Annotated in this window: 13 protein-coding genes; 1 reads left to right on the top strand and 12 read right to left on the bottom strand. The window is 61.9% G+C overall.

Going from position 1 to position 15,080, the window contains the following annotated elements; translation table 11 throughout:
* On the top strand, window positions 1-753 hold a 753-nt coding region (locus DBR18_RS29805; RefSeq protein WP_256588889.1), incomplete at its 5' end, for an iron ABC transporter permease.
* A 79-nt stretch (window positions 754-832) separates the two neighbouring features.
* Here the strand turns inward: DBR18_RS29805 and DBR18_RS23735 are convergent.
* The 12 genes from DBR18_RS23735 to DBR18_RS29800 form a co-directional block, all read right to left on the bottom strand.
* Complete coding sequence (locus DBR18_RS23735) at window positions 833-2,767, bottom strand: methyl-accepting chemotaxis protein (protein ID WP_108592148.1); 1,935 nt, start codon at window positions 2,765-2,767, stop codon at window positions 833-835.
* A gap of 139 nt (window positions 2,768-2,906) precedes the next feature.
* The gene (locus DBR18_RS23730; protein ID WP_003221122.1) at window positions 2,907-4,196 is read right to left on the bottom strand and encodes an adenylosuccinate synthase; all 1,290 of its coding nucleotides are present in this window, start codon (window positions 4,194-4,196) and stop codon (window positions 2,907-2,909) included.
* 54 nt (window positions 4,197-4,250) lie between these two features.
* Entirely contained in the window at window positions 4,251-5,438 is a 1,188-nt protein-coding gene (locus tag DBR18_RS23725; RefSeq protein WP_108592147.1) for an ATP phosphoribosyltransferase regulatory subunit, read from the bottom strand.
* 313 nt (window positions 5,439-5,751) lie between these two features.
* Window positions 5,752-6,621 (bottom strand): protease modulator HflC, encoded by an 870-nt coding sequence (gene hflC / locus DBR18_RS23720; RefSeq protein ID WP_007967437.1) that lies wholly within the window; start codon window positions 6,619-6,621, stop codon window positions 5,752-5,754.
* Complete coding sequence (gene hflK / locus DBR18_RS23715) at window positions 6,621-7,796, bottom strand: FtsH protease activity modulator HflK (protein ID WP_108592146.1); 1,176 nt, start codon at window positions 7,794-7,796, stop codon at window positions 6,621-6,623. Before hflK ends, hflC begins: the two co-directional genes overlap by 1 nt.
* Window positions 7,797-7,892: 96 nt before the next feature.
* The gene (hflX, locus tag DBR18_RS23710; protein ID WP_003221114.1) at window positions 7,893-9,194 is read right to left on the bottom strand and encodes a ribosome rescue GTPase HflX; all 1,302 of its coding nucleotides are present in this window, start codon (window positions 9,192-9,194) and stop codon (window positions 7,893-7,895) included.
* A gap of 12 nt (window positions 9,195-9,206) precedes the next feature.
* Entirely contained in the window at window positions 9,207-9,473 is a 267-nt protein-coding gene (gene hfq / locus DBR18_RS23705; protein ID WP_108592145.1) for an RNA chaperone Hfq, read from the bottom strand.
* A 95-nt stretch (window positions 9,474-9,568) separates the two neighbouring features.
* Window positions 9,569-10,540: a tRNA (adenosine(37)-N6)-dimethylallyltransferase MiaA gene (gene miaA / locus DBR18_RS23700; RefSeq protein WP_108592144.1), complete on the bottom strand. Its 972-nt coding sequence runs from the start codon at window positions 10,538-10,540 to the stop codon at window positions 9,569-9,571.
* The gene (gene mutL, locus DBR18_RS23695) at window positions 10,540-12,441 is read right to left on the bottom strand and encodes a DNA mismatch repair endonuclease MutL (protein ID WP_177482429.1); all 1,902 of its coding nucleotides are present in this window, start codon (window positions 12,439-12,441) and stop codon (window positions 10,540-10,542) included. The genes miaA and mutL overlap by 1 nt, the downstream gene beginning before the upstream one ends.
* Window positions 12,442-12,446: 5 nt before the next feature.
* Complete coding sequence (locus DBR18_RS23690; RefSeq protein WP_371921139.1) at window positions 12,447-13,826, bottom strand: N-acetylmuramoyl-L-alanine amidase; 1,380 nt, start codon at window positions 13,824-13,826, stop codon at window positions 12,447-12,449.
* A gap of 51 nt (window positions 13,827-13,877) precedes the next feature.
* Entirely contained in the window at window positions 13,878-14,348 is a 471-nt protein-coding gene (tsaE, locus tag DBR18_RS23685; protein ID WP_108592141.1) for a tRNA (adenosine(37)-N6)-threonylcarbamoyltransferase complex ATPase subunit type 1 TsaE, read from the bottom strand.
* Window positions 14,336-15,080: NAD(P)H-hydrate dehydratase (locus DBR18_RS29800; protein ID WP_256588882.1), on the bottom strand; the 745-nt coding region annotated here is incomplete at its 5' end. The genes DBR18_RS29800 and tsaE, both read right to left, overlap by 13 nt.

The raw sequence follows: 15,080 nt of genomic DNA, 5'->3' as shown, positions 1-15,080 counted from the left end.
GAGCAAGTGCGGTTGGGACCGTGGGCGGTTGCCGGTCAGTTGTATTGCCTGTTGCTGGCGATTGTCGGCAGCGGCATTCCGCTGGGCATGCTCGCGTACTGGCTGGCGGTGGGCTCATCGGCAGCGTTCCCGGTCGCGGCGATCACCGAAGCTCTGCTGTCGTCGCTGGCATTGTCGCTGGGTGGCGCAGCGCTGTGCCTGCTGCTGGCGGTGCCGGTCGGGCTGCTGGTGGTGCGTTACAAGGGCCAACTGGCGATCTGGGCCGAACGCCTGCCGTATCTGCTGCACGCCTTGCCGGGGCTGGTGATTGCGCTGACGCTGGTGTATTTCGCCCTGCATTACGTGCCAGTGCTGTACCAGACCTCGACGTTGCTGCTGATCGCCTATGCGCTGCTGTTTCTGCCGTTGGCGCAGGCACCGATTCGCACGGCGCTGAACAAGGCTGCGCCGCAACTGGAAGAAGCGGCCCGCACGCTGGGGGCTTCGTCGTTCACGGCGTTTTGCCGGGTGACCCTGCCGATCATCTTCCCGGCGCTGGGCGCGGCGTTTGCGCTGGTGTTTCTGGATGCGATGAAGGAACTGACGGCGACGCTGCTGCTGAGCCCGACCGGGCTTAACACGCTGGCGACCGAGGTCTGGGCGCATACGGCGAATGTCGAGTTTGCGGCGGCGGCGCCTTATGCGGCGCTGTTGATTGTGGTCTCCGGGCTGCCGGTGTATTTGCTGACGACGCGGATGTACCTGAGCCGCTAAAAGATCGCAGCCTGCGGCAGCTCCTACAGGGAAATGCAAATCCCCATGTAGGAGCTGCCGCAGGCTGCGATTTTTTGATTTAAGCCCTGAACTGCCCCAGGCTCGCCTTCAACTGCGCCGCCAGCCCATCCAGCACCTTGCCACTGGCAGTGGTCTCCACCACCGCTTGTGCCGCTTTCTCGGCCTGGGCATGAATCGTCTCGACCCGCCCGCGCACTGCCTGCGCGCCCTGCGCCTGGTGCGCTGCCGCCTGCGTCGCCAGACCGATTGCCGCGTGCACCTGCTCGACCGAGGCCTGCACCGACTGCTGCAGCCGCGCGCTGTCGCGTAACACCAGCAAACCTTCGCTAGCCTGACGCCCGGCCTGGCCGATTGCTTCTACCGCCTCACGCGCGCCCTGCTGCAACGCGACGATGTGCGCCTGAATGTCACCGGTCGAGCTTTGCGTCTTGCTCGCCAAGGCGCGCACCTCGTCCGCGACCACGGCAAAACCGCGTCCCGTCTCGCCGGCCCGCGCCGCTTCGATCGCCGCATTCAGGGCCAGCAGGTTGGTCTGCTCGGCGATCCCGTGAATCACCGTCAGCACCACTTCGATCTGTTCACTTTGTTGTGCCAGCCGCTCGATGACTTTCGCCCCGGTGTCGACCTGCCCGGCCAACGCCTCGATCAGGCTGCCGACCTTCGCCGAAGTGCGGGTGTTTTCGTCGGTGGCCTGGCGAATATCCACCACCTGTTTCAACGCCGCCTGCATGGCGTGGCTTTCCGATTGCGCCTCGTCGGCCATTTGCGACAGTGCGCGCAGGCTCTCCGCAACCTCGTCGCGCTGCATCCCGGCGGCCGCATCGGCACCGGCATTGCGCAACGTCATCGCGCCGATTTCCACGCCGGTACGCTGGGCCACGTCGCCCGCCTCGCGCACGATCGGCTGCAACTTATCCACAAAGCGATTGACCGCCGAGGCCATGTCGCCGATTTCGTCCTTGCTGTTGATCTGCACGCGCTTGGTCAGGTCGCCCTCGCCTGCCGCCAGATCGTCCATCGCTGCGTTGAGCATCTTCAGGCGATTGACCACCCGATGCCCCAGCACCACGGCCAGCAACAACAGCACGCCGCAGCCCACCAGTGCCAACCCCATGCCGATGCGCCAGCGCAAGGTCGCCGCCGCGTCCTGCACGGTACTTGCGGTATTGGCCTTCATCTCGGCAGCTGTGGATTGCGCCGACTGCAGCCGCGCGCGCATTGCCGCAGCGCTGTCGGCGGCGGCGCCCTTGAGGCTGTCGCCCACCAGTTGATCGCTGCTGGCGATCAGCGCCGAGAAGCGTTGGTCGAGCGCGGCCAGATCGGTGTCCACCGAAGCGGTCGAGACGCCCATCAGCACTTTGCCGATTTCCACGCCGTTGGGGTTGATCGAGGCTTCGAGGTAGTAGACCGACGGATCGTTTTTCGCCGCGTCCAGCACCTTGTCCAGCGCACGCTCGCCCTGGCCTTTTTCCAGCAAGGCCTTGTTGATCGGGTTTTCGCGATTCAGGTAACGCGTCAGGTGCTGACCGGTGGCGTCGTCGTAAACCACGAACAGCACGTTGGGATTGCGCTGGGCACGGCGGGCGAACTCCGACAGGGTCGGCACGTCGCTATCCCACATGGCGCGCGGCGCCACCGAGGCGAGCAACTGAGCCATGTCGTTGGCCGAATCCTTCAGGTCCTTTTCCAATGTCGTACGCAGTTGCGCCTGTTCTTCCTTCAGACGAGAAGACAGGCCGGCGGTCAGACGCTGACGGGTACTCGAGGAAAGGCTGTCCAGGCTTGAGGTCACTTCACGCCCGGCCTGCTCCAGCTCACCGGACAGCTTTTGGCTGTCGGCACCCAGGCGAGTACCGAGATCAGCCTCCAGCGCCGTGACCGTGCTTCGTGTCAGGGCGACTGCCACCAGCACTTGCACCAAAAGGGCGATACCAAGGGTAACGAACACGGGCCGCAACAAACGGCTTTGTAACAGTGAGAGAACGGCCGACACTGTGAATCCCTCTACTTCTGACGCCATTAATTTGATGGCACTCTTGTAGGAAGATTTACAGCAAAGGTCATGCCGTCCAACAGGCATAAACGACAAAGGCCCCGATGAAGGGGCCTTTGTTTTTTACATCAACGACTTATCAAGCGAACGGATGACGCAGAACGATGGTTTCGTTGCGATCCGGGCCCGTCGAAATAATGTCGATCGGTGCGCCGATCAACTCTTCAACGCGCTTGATGTAGGCACGAGCGTTGGCTGGCAGCTCTTCCAGGGTCTTGGCACCCACGGTCGATTCGGTCCAGCCCGGCACTTCTTCGTACACAGGCTGCAGGCCTACGTAGCTGTCGGCGTCGGTCGGCGCCACGGCATTGCCTTGCGCGTCTTTGTAGCCGGTGCAGATGTTGATGGTTTCCAGACCATCGAGGACGTCCAGCTTGGTCAGGCAGATGCCCGAAATGCTGTTCACGTCGATAGCGCGACGCAGGATAACGGCGTCGAACCAGCCGCAACGACGGGCACGGCCGGTGGTCGCGCCGAACTCGTGACCTTGCTTGGCCAGGTGTGCGCCCACGTCGTCGAACAGCTCAGTCGGGAATGGACCCGAACCGACGCGAGTGGTGTAAGCCTTGGTGATGCCCAGGATGTAGTCCAGGAACATCGGGCCAACGCCCGAACCGGTCGCCACGCCACCGGCGGTGGTGTTGGAGCTGGTCACGTACGGGTAGGTACCGTGGTCGATGTCGAGCAACGAACCCTGGGCGCCTTCGAACATGATGTCCTTGCCGGCGCGACGCAGGTCGTGCAGCTCGGCAGTCACGTCGAGCATCAGTGGCTTGAGCAGCTCGGCGTATTCCTTGCACTCGGCCAGGGTCTTTTCGAACTCGATGGCCGGTTCTTTGTAGTAACCGACCAGCATGAAGTTGTGGTAATCCACCAGTTCACGCAGCTTGTCTTCGAAGCGCGGCATGTTGAGCAGGTCGCCCACGCGCAGACCACGACGTGCAACCTTGTCTTCGTAAGCCGGGCCGATGCCGCGACCGGTGGTACCGATCTTCAGCTCGCCACGGGCTTTTTCACGGGCCTGGTCCAGCGCCACGTGGAAGGACAGGATCAGCGGGCAGGACGGGCTGATACGCAGGCGCTCGCGCACCGGTACGCCTTTCTCTTCCAGCTTGGTGATCTCACGCAGCAGGGCGTCAGGTGCAACCACCACGCCGTTGCCGATCAGGCACTGCACGCCTTCGCGCAGCACGCCCGAAGGAATCAGGTGCAAAACGGTTTTTTCGCCGTCGATCACCAGGGTGTGGCCAGCGTTGTGGCCACCTTGGTAGCGCACTACGGCGGCAGCATGTTCGGTCAGCAGATCAACGATCTTGCCTTTGCCCTCATCACCCCATTGGGTGCCCAGGACTACGACATTCTTACCCATAACACTTGTCCTCATTCGCGCAAACTTGGTGCCGGCGATGGCCGGCAGGAAAACTCAAGAAGCCAGTGGCGATACTTGCCAAAGCCCGTTCTGCTGAATCAATTGCCGGTCGCAGTCCGCATCACGGGCGGCGGCCAAAGGTTGTCCAGGCAATGCCTGAACGACACGCTGACCCTCACTGCGCAACTGGCAAACCTGCTGCCAGAGTGCCGCATCCGTACTGTCAGGCATCCAGATACCGCCAGACGGTAGCTCGATCTCAGCACGCCCCAGGGTCACCAGGGTTTTCAAATCGGTAGAGAAACCGGTCGCCGGACGGGCACGACCGAAGTCGGCGCCGATGTCGTCGTAACGACCGCCCTGAGCGATGGACTGGCCAACGCCTGGCACAAACACCGCAAACACCACACCGGTGTGGTAGTGGTAACCGCGCAGCTCGCCCAGATCGAAGTACAGCGGCAGATCGGGGAAACGCACCGACAGACGCTCGGCGATCGCCAGCAAATCTTCCAGCGCGGCCAGTACCGGCGCCGGCGCATTGGCCAGACGCTCACGGGCGGCGCTCAGCACTTCACGGCCGCCACACAGGTCAACCAGCGCCCGCAGCATGCCGGACAGATCCGCCGGCAGGCCTTCGGTCAGGGTAATGACCTCGTCGATGGCCTTGCGTTGCAATGCATCGAACAACTGTTGCTCGACTTCACCGGACAGACCGGCGGCACGCGCCAGCCCACGGTAGATGCCGACATGGCCAAGGTCCATGTGCACATCCGGCACATCGGCCAGTTGCAGCATGGCCAGCATCAGGCTGATGACTTCCACGTCGCTGCTCGGGCTGGCGTCGCCGTACAACTCGGCGCCCAGCTGAATCGGGCTGCGCGAGGACGACAGTGCACGCGGCTGGGCATGCAGCACGCTGCCGGCGTAGCACAGACGGCTCGGACCTTCACGACGCAGGGTGTGCGCATCGATGCGCGCCACTTGCGGCGTGATGTCGGCACGGAAACCCATCTGCCGACCCGATTGCGGGTCGATGACCTTGAAGGTACGCAGATCCAGGTCCTGGCCCGCACCGGTCAGCAGGGATTCCAGGTACTCGATATGGGGAGTCACGACAAACTCGTAACCCCAGCTCTGGAACAGATCCAACACCTGACGACGCGCGACTTCAATGCGCGCCGCTTCCGGTGGCAGTACTTCTTCGATGCCATCTGGCAGCAGCCAGCGGTCTACCGTTGCCATTACGCCATTCCCCTTTGATCCGGGCGGCCAGCCTGCGGGCAAGCCTTGAGTGAAGCAGAAAATGACCGGTCCGTTCAAAACGCACGCGCATGAACGACGCGGCGAAAGGCCTGTTACCGGCTTCGCCCATCACTTTCCTCGAAAAACGCTCGGGCCATTCAACCCGATGCCTGCAACAAAAAACAGCAATCAAACGTGCAGACGCAAAAAAGCCGGGAATTTCCCGGCTGCCGCATCATACACACGTTTTCCCAAAGGATCACCCCGCCCGAGGTTTTAGCCGCCGGGCGGAGTGATTCAGGTCAACGTCGTATCAAGGCTTGGACTTTTCCAGGTAATGGAAGAAGTCGCTGCTTGGGTCCAGGACCATGACGTCGGATTTGTTCGCGAAGCTTTCACGGTAGGCACGCAGGCTGCGGTAGAAACCGTAGAACTCCTGATCCTGACCGTAGGCCTTGGAGTAGATCGCAGCGGCCTGGGCATCGCCGTCACCGCGAATCTCTTCGGATTCACGATAGGCTTCAGCCAGCAGCACGCGGCGTTGACGATCGGCGTCGGCACGGATGCCTTCGGCCAGCTCGTTGCCCTTGGCGCGGTGCTCGCGAGCTTCACGCTCACGCTCGGTGCTCATACGCTCGAACACGCTGCGGTTAACTTCTTTCGGCAGATCGATGGCCTTGACCCGGACATCGACGACTTCGATACCCAGCTCTTTTTCCGCCATCTTGTTCAGCGAGGCAGTGATGTCAGCCATCAATGCGTCACGCTCACCCGACACCACTTCGTGCAGGGTGCGCTTGCCGAACTGGTCACGCAGACCGGACTCCAGACGACGGGACAGACGCTCGTCGGCGATCTGCTTGAGGCCGGAAGTCGCGGTGTAGAAGCGCTCGGCATCTTTCACGCGCCACTTGGCGTAGGCATCGACCATCACGGCTTTCTTTTCCAGGGTCAGGAAACGCTGCGTCGGTGCATCCAGCGTCATCAGACGTGCGTCAAATTTACGCACCTGGTTAACGTAAGGCACCTTCACATGCAGGCCCGGCTGAACATCGGCCTGAACCACACGACCGAATTGCAGCAACACCGCGCGCTCGGTCTGAGCCACGATGTAGAAGCAGTTCCAGCCCACCAGCACCACGACAACGCCAACGATCAGGGCGATCAGCGATTTATTGCTCATCAGCGGGTCTCCCTTGTACGTGTCTGCGGCAGGTCAGTGACATGCGGCGTGACGTCCGTGTTATTGCTGGCGGCAGCCGAACCGGTGACCGGTGCATTGCTGCCCGAACTGTTCTGGATCATCTTGTCCAACGGCAAGTAAAGCAGGTTGCTCTGGCCGTTCTTGTTGCCGGTCACGAGTACCTTGCTGGTGTTGCTGAAGACTTCCTGCATGGTGTCCAGGTACAGACGCTGGCGGGTGACTTCAGGGGCCTTGCGATACTCGGCGACCAGTTTGGTGAAGCGGTCAGCCTCACCCTTGGCGCGCGAGACCGTTTCGTCACGATAACCGTTGGCATCCTCGAGGATACGCTGGGCCTGACCACGGGCTTCCGGCACGACGCCGTTGGCGTAGGTTTCCGCCTGGTTGCGCGAACGCTGCTCGTCTTCACGGGCGCGGATCACGTCGTCAAAGGCTTCCTGCACTTCACGCGGTGCCGCTGCGCTCTGTACGTTGACCTGGGTAACGGTGATACCGGTGCGATAGGTATCGAGGAAACGTTGCAGACGCTCCTTGATTTCGCTGGCCATCAATTCACGACCTTCGGTCAGCACCTGGTCCATGGCGGTGGAACCCACCACATGGCGCAGGGCGCTGTCAGTCGCATGCTGCAGGCTGATTTCCGGCTGATCGACGTTCAGCACGAAGTCCTGCAGGTTGCTGATCTTGTACTGCACGGTCAGCGGCACTTCGACGATGTTCTCGTCTTCGGTCAGCATCTGGCCCTGCTTGGTGTAGGCACGCTCACGCGTGACGTTTTCCATGTACTTCTTGTCGATCGGTGGGAAGTAGATGTTCAGGCCGGGGCCGACAGTCTCGTAGTACTTGCCGAAGCGCAGCACCACGGCTTGCTCCTGCTCGTCGACCACATAGACCGCGCTGTACAGCCAGACAGCCGCCAGCACCACGAGGCCAATGCCGAGCAGGCCGCCGAAGCCGCCGCCACTCCTGCCCGAACCACCGCCGTCATCACCACCGCGTTTCTTACCACCACCGAACAACCCGTTCAGGCTTTCCTGCAGCTTTCGGAAGGCCTCGTCGAGATCCGGTGGTCCCTTGCGGTCGCCGTTATTGCGGCGCTTGCCACCCCAAGGATCCTGATTATTCGAGTTGCCACCCGGCTCATTCCAAGCCATAGCGCTCTCCATCTGATAAAGCAAAGACGCACCCACGGCGCGCCGACCAATGCTACAGAATGCCTGCCGTTGCGGCACAACCGCTTTGCCAGGCTTTTATTGCAAAGTGTGTTGCTCGATGAATTCCATCGGCTGCAATCCCTCGCGGCTTACCAGTCGATTCAACTCGACCCGGGGCAAACGAACGGCCAGCAGGCAGATGCCTTCTTCGTCATGCTCTTCTTTCTGCACCGCACCGAGTTCGAAGAACTGCGCACGCAGTCGAGCGAACCGTTGCGGCAAGCGCAAAGTGCCCACAAACAGATCACTGCCCAGCAACTCGGCAATGGCCTGTTCAAGCAGTTCCAGCCCCGTGCCATCGCGCGCCGACAGCCAGACCCGCTGCGGTTTGCCATCGGCATCGCGCTGGATCTGTGGCTCAACGCCTTCAAGCAAATCGAGTTTGTTGTATACCTCGAGGATCGGCAAGTCCTGGGCTCCGATCTCGCCCAGCACCACCATCACCTGCTCGATCTGCAGCATGCGATCCGGTTCGGCCGCATCAATCACGTGCAACAGCAGGTCGGAATTGCTCGACTCTTCGAGCGTAGACCGAAATGCCTCGACCAGCTTGTGCGGCAAGTGACGTATGAAACCTACCGTGTCGGCCAGCACGATCGGCCCCAGGTCGTCCAGTTCCAGACGGCGCAGGGTCGGGTCCAGTGTGGCGAACAACTGGTCGGCCGCGTACACCTCGGACTTGGTCACGTTATTGAACAGCGTGGATTTGCCGGCGTTGGTATAGCCCACCAGAGACACGGTAGGGATATCTGCGCGGGAGCGGCCGCGTCGCGATTGCTCGCGCTGGCTGCGTACTTTTTCCAGGCGACCCTTGATCTGACGCAGGCGAACCCGCAGCAGACGCCGGTCGGTTTCGAGCTGGGTTTCACCCGGACCACGCATGCCGATACCGCCACCCTGACGTTCAAGGTGAGTCCAGCCGCGAACCAGGCGGGTGCTCATATGGTCAAGCTGGGCCAGTTCTACCTGGAGCTTGCCTTCATGGGTACGGGCGCGCTGGGCGAAAATATCGAGAATCAGGCCGGTACGGTCGATTACGCGACACTCGAAAACACGTTCGAGGTTACGTTCCTGACTGGGCGTGAGGATGTGATTGAAAATCACCAGATCGGCCTTCTCGGCATGGACCAGGTCGCGTAATTCTTCGACCTTGCCGCTGCCAATCAGGAATTTGGCGGTTGGCCGATGACGCGGTACGTTAAAAAACGCAACGGTCTCGGCACCCGCCGAATTAGCCAATTCCTGAAACTCCTGCGGATCTTCGCGCGCCTCAGGGTCCTGACCTTCCAAGTGAACGAGAATGACCCGCTCACCACCACCGTGGCGCTCAAAGAACAAAGGAGACTCCTATCAGGCGTTACCCGGAGCTGGATCAGCGTCGCCCTGTTCGCTTTCGGTTGCGCTAGGCAGACGAATCGGACGTACTGGCACGACGGTAGAGATAGCGTGTTTGTAAACCATCTGGCTGACGGTGTTTTTCAGCAGGATAACGAACTGGTCGAACGACTCGATCGTGCCTTGCAGTTTGATGCCGTTGACCAGGTAGATGGAAACCCCGACTTTCTCTTTACGTAAAGTATTCAAGTAAGGGTCTTGTAGCGAATGCCCTTTTGACATGTGCCGCACTCCTTTAAGGATTCAATAATAAAAAATAGGTAATTCAGATGGCTTTGGCCGTCACACCCCCAAGGATAGACGGCAATTGCAAGGACTCAGCTCAATATGGAGATGGTCCCAAGGTATTTCAAGGCGCGTGGCAGATTGTCGCAATCAAGACTGTCCAGCCAGTGCAGTTCTTCCCAGCTGCGCAGCCAGGTGAACTGGCGCTTGGCCAATTGACGCGTGGCAATGATGCCGCGTTCCTGCATTTCGGCTAACGACAGCTTGCCATCCAGGTAATCCCAGACTTGGCGGTAGCCTACCGCACGTATAGACGGCAACCCCGAATGCAGGTCACTTCTATTACGCAGGGCTACGACCTCGTCGATGAATCCCTGTTCCAGCATATTTGTGAATCTTTGTTTAATGCGCTCGTGCAGTACCTGGCGATTTGCCGGAGCAATGGCCAAGTTCGCGACAGTATAGGGCAATTGTTGCCGTCCCGAAGCGGCTGCTTCAGTACTTTGCGCAGATTGTTGCTGACGCAGCGCAGTCATGCTCTGACCGCTGACCCGATAAACCTCCAGCGCCCGACTCAGGCGCTGCGGGTCGTTGGGGTGAATGCGCGCCGCCGAGACCGGATCGATGATCGCCAATTGATCGTGCAGGGCTTGCCAGCCAAGGCGTGCAGCCTCTTCTTCGATTTGCGCACGGACGTCGGGATCGGCCGCCGGCATGTCCGCCAGACCATCAACCAACGCTTTGTAATAGAGCATGGTGCCGCCCACCAGCAGCGGAATTTTCCCGCGCGCGGTGATTTCAGCCATCGCTTGCAGGGCATCGCGGCGAAAATCGGCGGCCGAATAGGCCTCGGCCGGATCGAGAATATCGATCAGCCGATGCGGGAATTCGGCCAGCAGTTCTTTCGACGGCTTGGCGGTGCCGATGTCCATGCCGCGATAGACCAGCGCCGAATCGACGCTGATCAACTCGCACGGCAGCACCTTGGTCAGCTCGATGGCCAGGTCGGTCTTGCCCGCAGCGGTCGGGCCCATCAGGAAAATCGCTGGAGGAAGCTGGCTCATCAACGACCGCGCAGGAACAGTTTGTCCAGATCGTCCAGGCCCAGTTGGGTCCAGGTCGGTCGGCCATGGTTGCATTGACCGCTGCGCTCGGTGTTTTCCATGTCGCGCAGCAGGCCGTTCATTTCCGGCAACGCCAGGCGCCGGTTGGCGCGAATCGCGCCGTGGCAGGCCATGGTGCCGAGCAGTTCGTTCAGGTGTGCCTGAATCCGGTCGCTGGTGCCGTATTCCATCAGGTCCGACAGCACGTCACCCACCAGCCGATTGGCCTCGGCCTGCTTGAGCAGGGCCGGAATCTGGCGGATCGCCAATGTTTCCGGGCCTAGACGCTGCAGCTCGAAACCCAGACGCTGGAACCATGCGGCGTGCTCTTCGGCGCAATCGGCCTCACGCTGACTGACCGCCAGCGACTCCGGCACCAGCAGCGGCTGACCGCTGAGACCTTCGCTGGCCATGGCGATTTTCAGGCGTTCGTACATGATCCGCTCGTGCGCGGCGTGCATGTCCACCAGCACCAGCCCTTGGGCGTTCTCGGAGAGAATATAGATGCCCTTGAGCTGCGCCAGCGCGTAGCCGAGCGGCGGAATGTCTTCCTGACCGGCCGGCAGCGCGTTGGCATTGGCCTCGGGCAGCGGCGCGAAAAACTCGCGATAAGCAGCTTGAGCTTCGGCGGCCGGCGGCATCGCCGATTGCGGACGCGGCGTGTACTGATACTGATAAGCGCCGCCAGCACTGGCGCCCGACGAGGTATTGAACGCCGGTTGCGCCTGCGGCTGCTCCAGCAGCGCGTTGGCCGCCAGACGCATTTCGCCCTGCGGGCCGAACTCACCGGCCTCGATGCCCGTTGGCCGCACAACCGCAGTCGTCACTGAACCGGCCAGTTGATCTTCCGGGCGCACATCACCCAGCGCGCGGTGCAACGTGCCGTAAAGGAAGTCATGCACCATGCGCCCGTCACGGAAACGTACTTCGTGCTTGGTCGGGTGCACGTTGACGTCCACCGCCGCCGGATCGACCTCGAAAAACAGCGCAAACGTCGGATGACGCCCATTGAACAGCACATCGCGATAAGCCTGACGCACCGCGTGGGCCACCAGTTTGTCGCGCACCGCGCGGCCATTCACGAAGAAATACTGCAAGTCCGCCTGACTGCGGTTGAAGGTCGGCAACCCGACCCAGCCCCACAGGTGCAGACCATTGCGCTCGATCTCGATCGGCAGCGCCTGTTCCAGGAAACCCGAACCGCAGATCGCCGCCACACGCCGGGCGCGGGCCGCATCATCGTGGGCCTCGTGCAGGCTGAGGATGGTCTTGCCGTTATGGCGCAGATGGAAGGCCACGTCGAAACGCGCCAGCGCCAGACGCTTGATCACTTCTTGCAGGTGATCGAATTCGGTTTTTTCGGTCTTGAGAAACTTGCGTCGCGCCGGGGTATTGAAGAACAGGTCGCGCACTTCAACCGAGGTGCCGACCGGATGCGCTGCCGGCTGAACGCGGGGCGCCATGTCGCGACCTTCGGTCTCCACCTGCCAGGCCTGTTCGGCATCGCGGGTGCGCGAGGTCAGGGTCAGGCGCGCCACGGAACTGATCGACGCCAGCGCCTCACCACGGAAGCCCAGACTCATTACCTGTTCGAGGTCTTCGAGGTTGCGGATCTTGCTGGTGGCGTGACGGGCCAGGGCCAGCGGCAAGTCGTCGGCGGAAATGCCGCTGCCGTCATCGCGTACCCGCAGCAGCTTGACGCCGCCCTGCTCGACATCGACGTCGATGCGCCTGGCACCGGAATCGAGGCTGTTTTCCAGCAACTCCTTGATCACCGAGGCCGGGCGCTCGACTACCTCACCGGCGGCGATCTGGTTCGCCAGCCGTGGGCTGAGCAGTTCAATGCGTGCGGCGTTCAACACCTGGTTCATTCTTTGGACGCCAGTTCGGTGCCGGGAATGGTCAGGTGCTGACCGACTTTCAGCTCATCGCTGCCAAGGTTGTTGGCGCTGCGCAGGGTGGCGGGCGACACCTGATAACGCACGGCGATCATCGCCAGTGTTTCACCCGGGCTCACGCGGTGATCGCGCGGGCCTTGGGCAATCTTGCCGGAATCGCGCAGCCAGGCAATGTAGGTGCCCGGTGGCGGGTTCTGCTGGAAGAACTGCCGCACGCCGCTGCTGATCGAACGCGCCAGCGCCTGCTGGTGGCTGGATGCCGAGAGCTTGTTCGCTTCGTTGGCGTTGGAGATGAATCCGGTTTCGACGAGGATCGACGGGATGTCCGGCGACTTCAGCACCATGAACCCGGCCTGTTCCACACGCTGCTTGTGCAACGGGGTCACGCGGCCGATGTTGGTCAGGACTTTCTGGCCGACGTTGAGGCTGGAGGTCAGCGAAGCGGTCATCGACAGGTCGAGCAGCACGCCAGCAAGCATGCGGTCCTTGTCGTCGAGGCTGACGTTGCCGGCACCACCGATCAGGTCGGAACGGTTTTCGCTGTCGGCCAGCCAACGGGCGGTCTCCGACGTCGCGCCGCGATCGGACAGGGCAAACACCGAGGCGCCGAAGGCTGCCGCGGACGGTGCGGCGTCGGCGTGGATCGAAACGAACAGGTCGGCGCCCTTTTTGCGGGCGATTTCGGTACGGCCACGCAACGGGATGAAGTAGTCACCGGTACGGGTCAGCTCGGCGCGGAAACCTTTCATGCCGTTGACCTGACGCTGCAGCTCGCGGGCGATCTGCAGCACCACATCTTTCTCACGCTGCCCGCGCGAACCGGACGCACCCGGGTCTTCGCCGCCGTGGCCAGCGTCGATTACCACAATGATGTCGCGCTTGCCGGCCGGAGCCGGTGGCAACTTGATCGCTGGTTCCGAAGGCGTTACCGGCACTGCCGGCACGGTGGCGACCGATGGCGTCGGGGCTGGCGGCGGCGCGGCATCGGCCGGGTTGTCGAACAGGTCGACCACCAGGCGATTGCCGTACTGCGCGTTCGGCGCCAGCGAGAAACTTTTCGGGGTGACGGCTTTTTTCAGGTCGATGACCACCCGCAGGTCGGTCGGCGTGCGTTGGGCCGAGCGCATCGCGGTGATTGGCGTGTTGGCGGTCGAGACTTTCAGCGGCGCCCCCAGAGTGGCGCCATTGATGTCGATCACCAGCCGGTCCGGTGCGGTCAGGGTGAAGACGCTGTGCTGCACCGGGCCGCTCAGGTCGAAGACCAGTCGCGTGTTGTCCGGCGCCCGCCACAGGCGCACGCTGTTGACCTTTGTCTCGGCCACAGCGTTGACGGTCACTGCCATCAACATCAGTCCAACGGCAGCCACCAACGCGCGAAAGCGCATACCTAACCCCATCATTTAATTGGATTCCAATGCCAAAGCGGCACACCAGGCCTCGCCACGCGAGCCCTGGGATAAAATTTTCAGCGAACGCCCGCTGTCTTGCGGGCTAATGGTAATGGTCAGGTCAGGCTTTGGCAAAAAGCCTGCACCTTTATCGGGCCACTCGATCAGGCACAGGGCGTCGTCTTCGAAATAGTCGCGGATGCCGAGAAACTCCAGCTCCTCCGGATCGACCAGACGATACAGGTCGAAGTGGAAGGCGCGCACCTCACCGATCTCGTAGGGTTCGACCAGAGTGAAGGTCGGACTTTTTACCGCGCCGACATGCCCCAACCCGCGAATGATCCCCCGCGACAGGGTGGTTTTGCCCATGCCCAGGTTACCTTCGAGAAAAATCAGGCCGTGGCCCTGGGTAACGCGGGCGATCCGTGCGCCAAAGTCGCTCATGGCCTGTTCATCGGCCAGGTACAGGGTTACTTCAGACACGGTGCATGCTCCTCCAACAACTGACGAATGACTGGAATCAGATCGCTGGCCGCCAGTCCACGGCCGAATTTACCTTGTTGCGCGCCGGCATTGGCGTGCAGCCAGACTGCCAGGCAGGCGGCATCGTAGCCGTCCATACCCTGAGCCAGCAAAGCGCCGATCAATCCCGCGAGCACATCGCCCAGGCCAGCAGTGGCCATGGCCGGATGGCCCTGATGACACAGTGCCAGACGCCCATCGGGATGGGCGATGAGGCTGCCGGCGCCCTTGAGCACGACGACGGCCGAGTATTTTTTGCTCAACGCCCCTGCGGCTGCCGGGCGATCTGCCTGCACTTGTTCAATGCTGATCCCCAGCAGGCGCGCCGCCTCGCCCGGATGCGGCGTGATCACGCAATCCTTGGGGAGGCTGACAAAACCGCTTGCCAGCAGATTCAGCGCGTCGGCGTCCCATACCTGCGGCAATGGCGCATTGACGGCCGCGGACAGCAGCGCCCTGCCCCAACTCGCCTGCCCGAGACCCGGGCCGACCACCAGCACCGAAACCTTTTCCAGCAGCCCCATCAACTGATTGGCCGAGGACGTGCCCAGCACCATGACTTCCGGGATCCGCGTCAGCGCTGCCGGGACATGTTCCGGCCGGGTCGCCAGCGAAACCATCCCCGCACCGCTGCGCAAGGCCGTTTCGCTACTGAGCAAGATCGCCCCGCCAAATCCCTGATCGCCGCCGATC

The sequence above is a fragment of the Pseudomonas sp. HMWF021 genome (assembly GCF_003061005.1).
Taxonomy (GTDB): Bacteria; Pseudomonadota; Gammaproteobacteria; order Pseudomonadales; family Pseudomonadaceae; genus Aquipseudomonas.
Note: the sequence above shows the minus strand (reverse complement) of the source record. Positions and strands in the feature narration are given on the sequence as shown.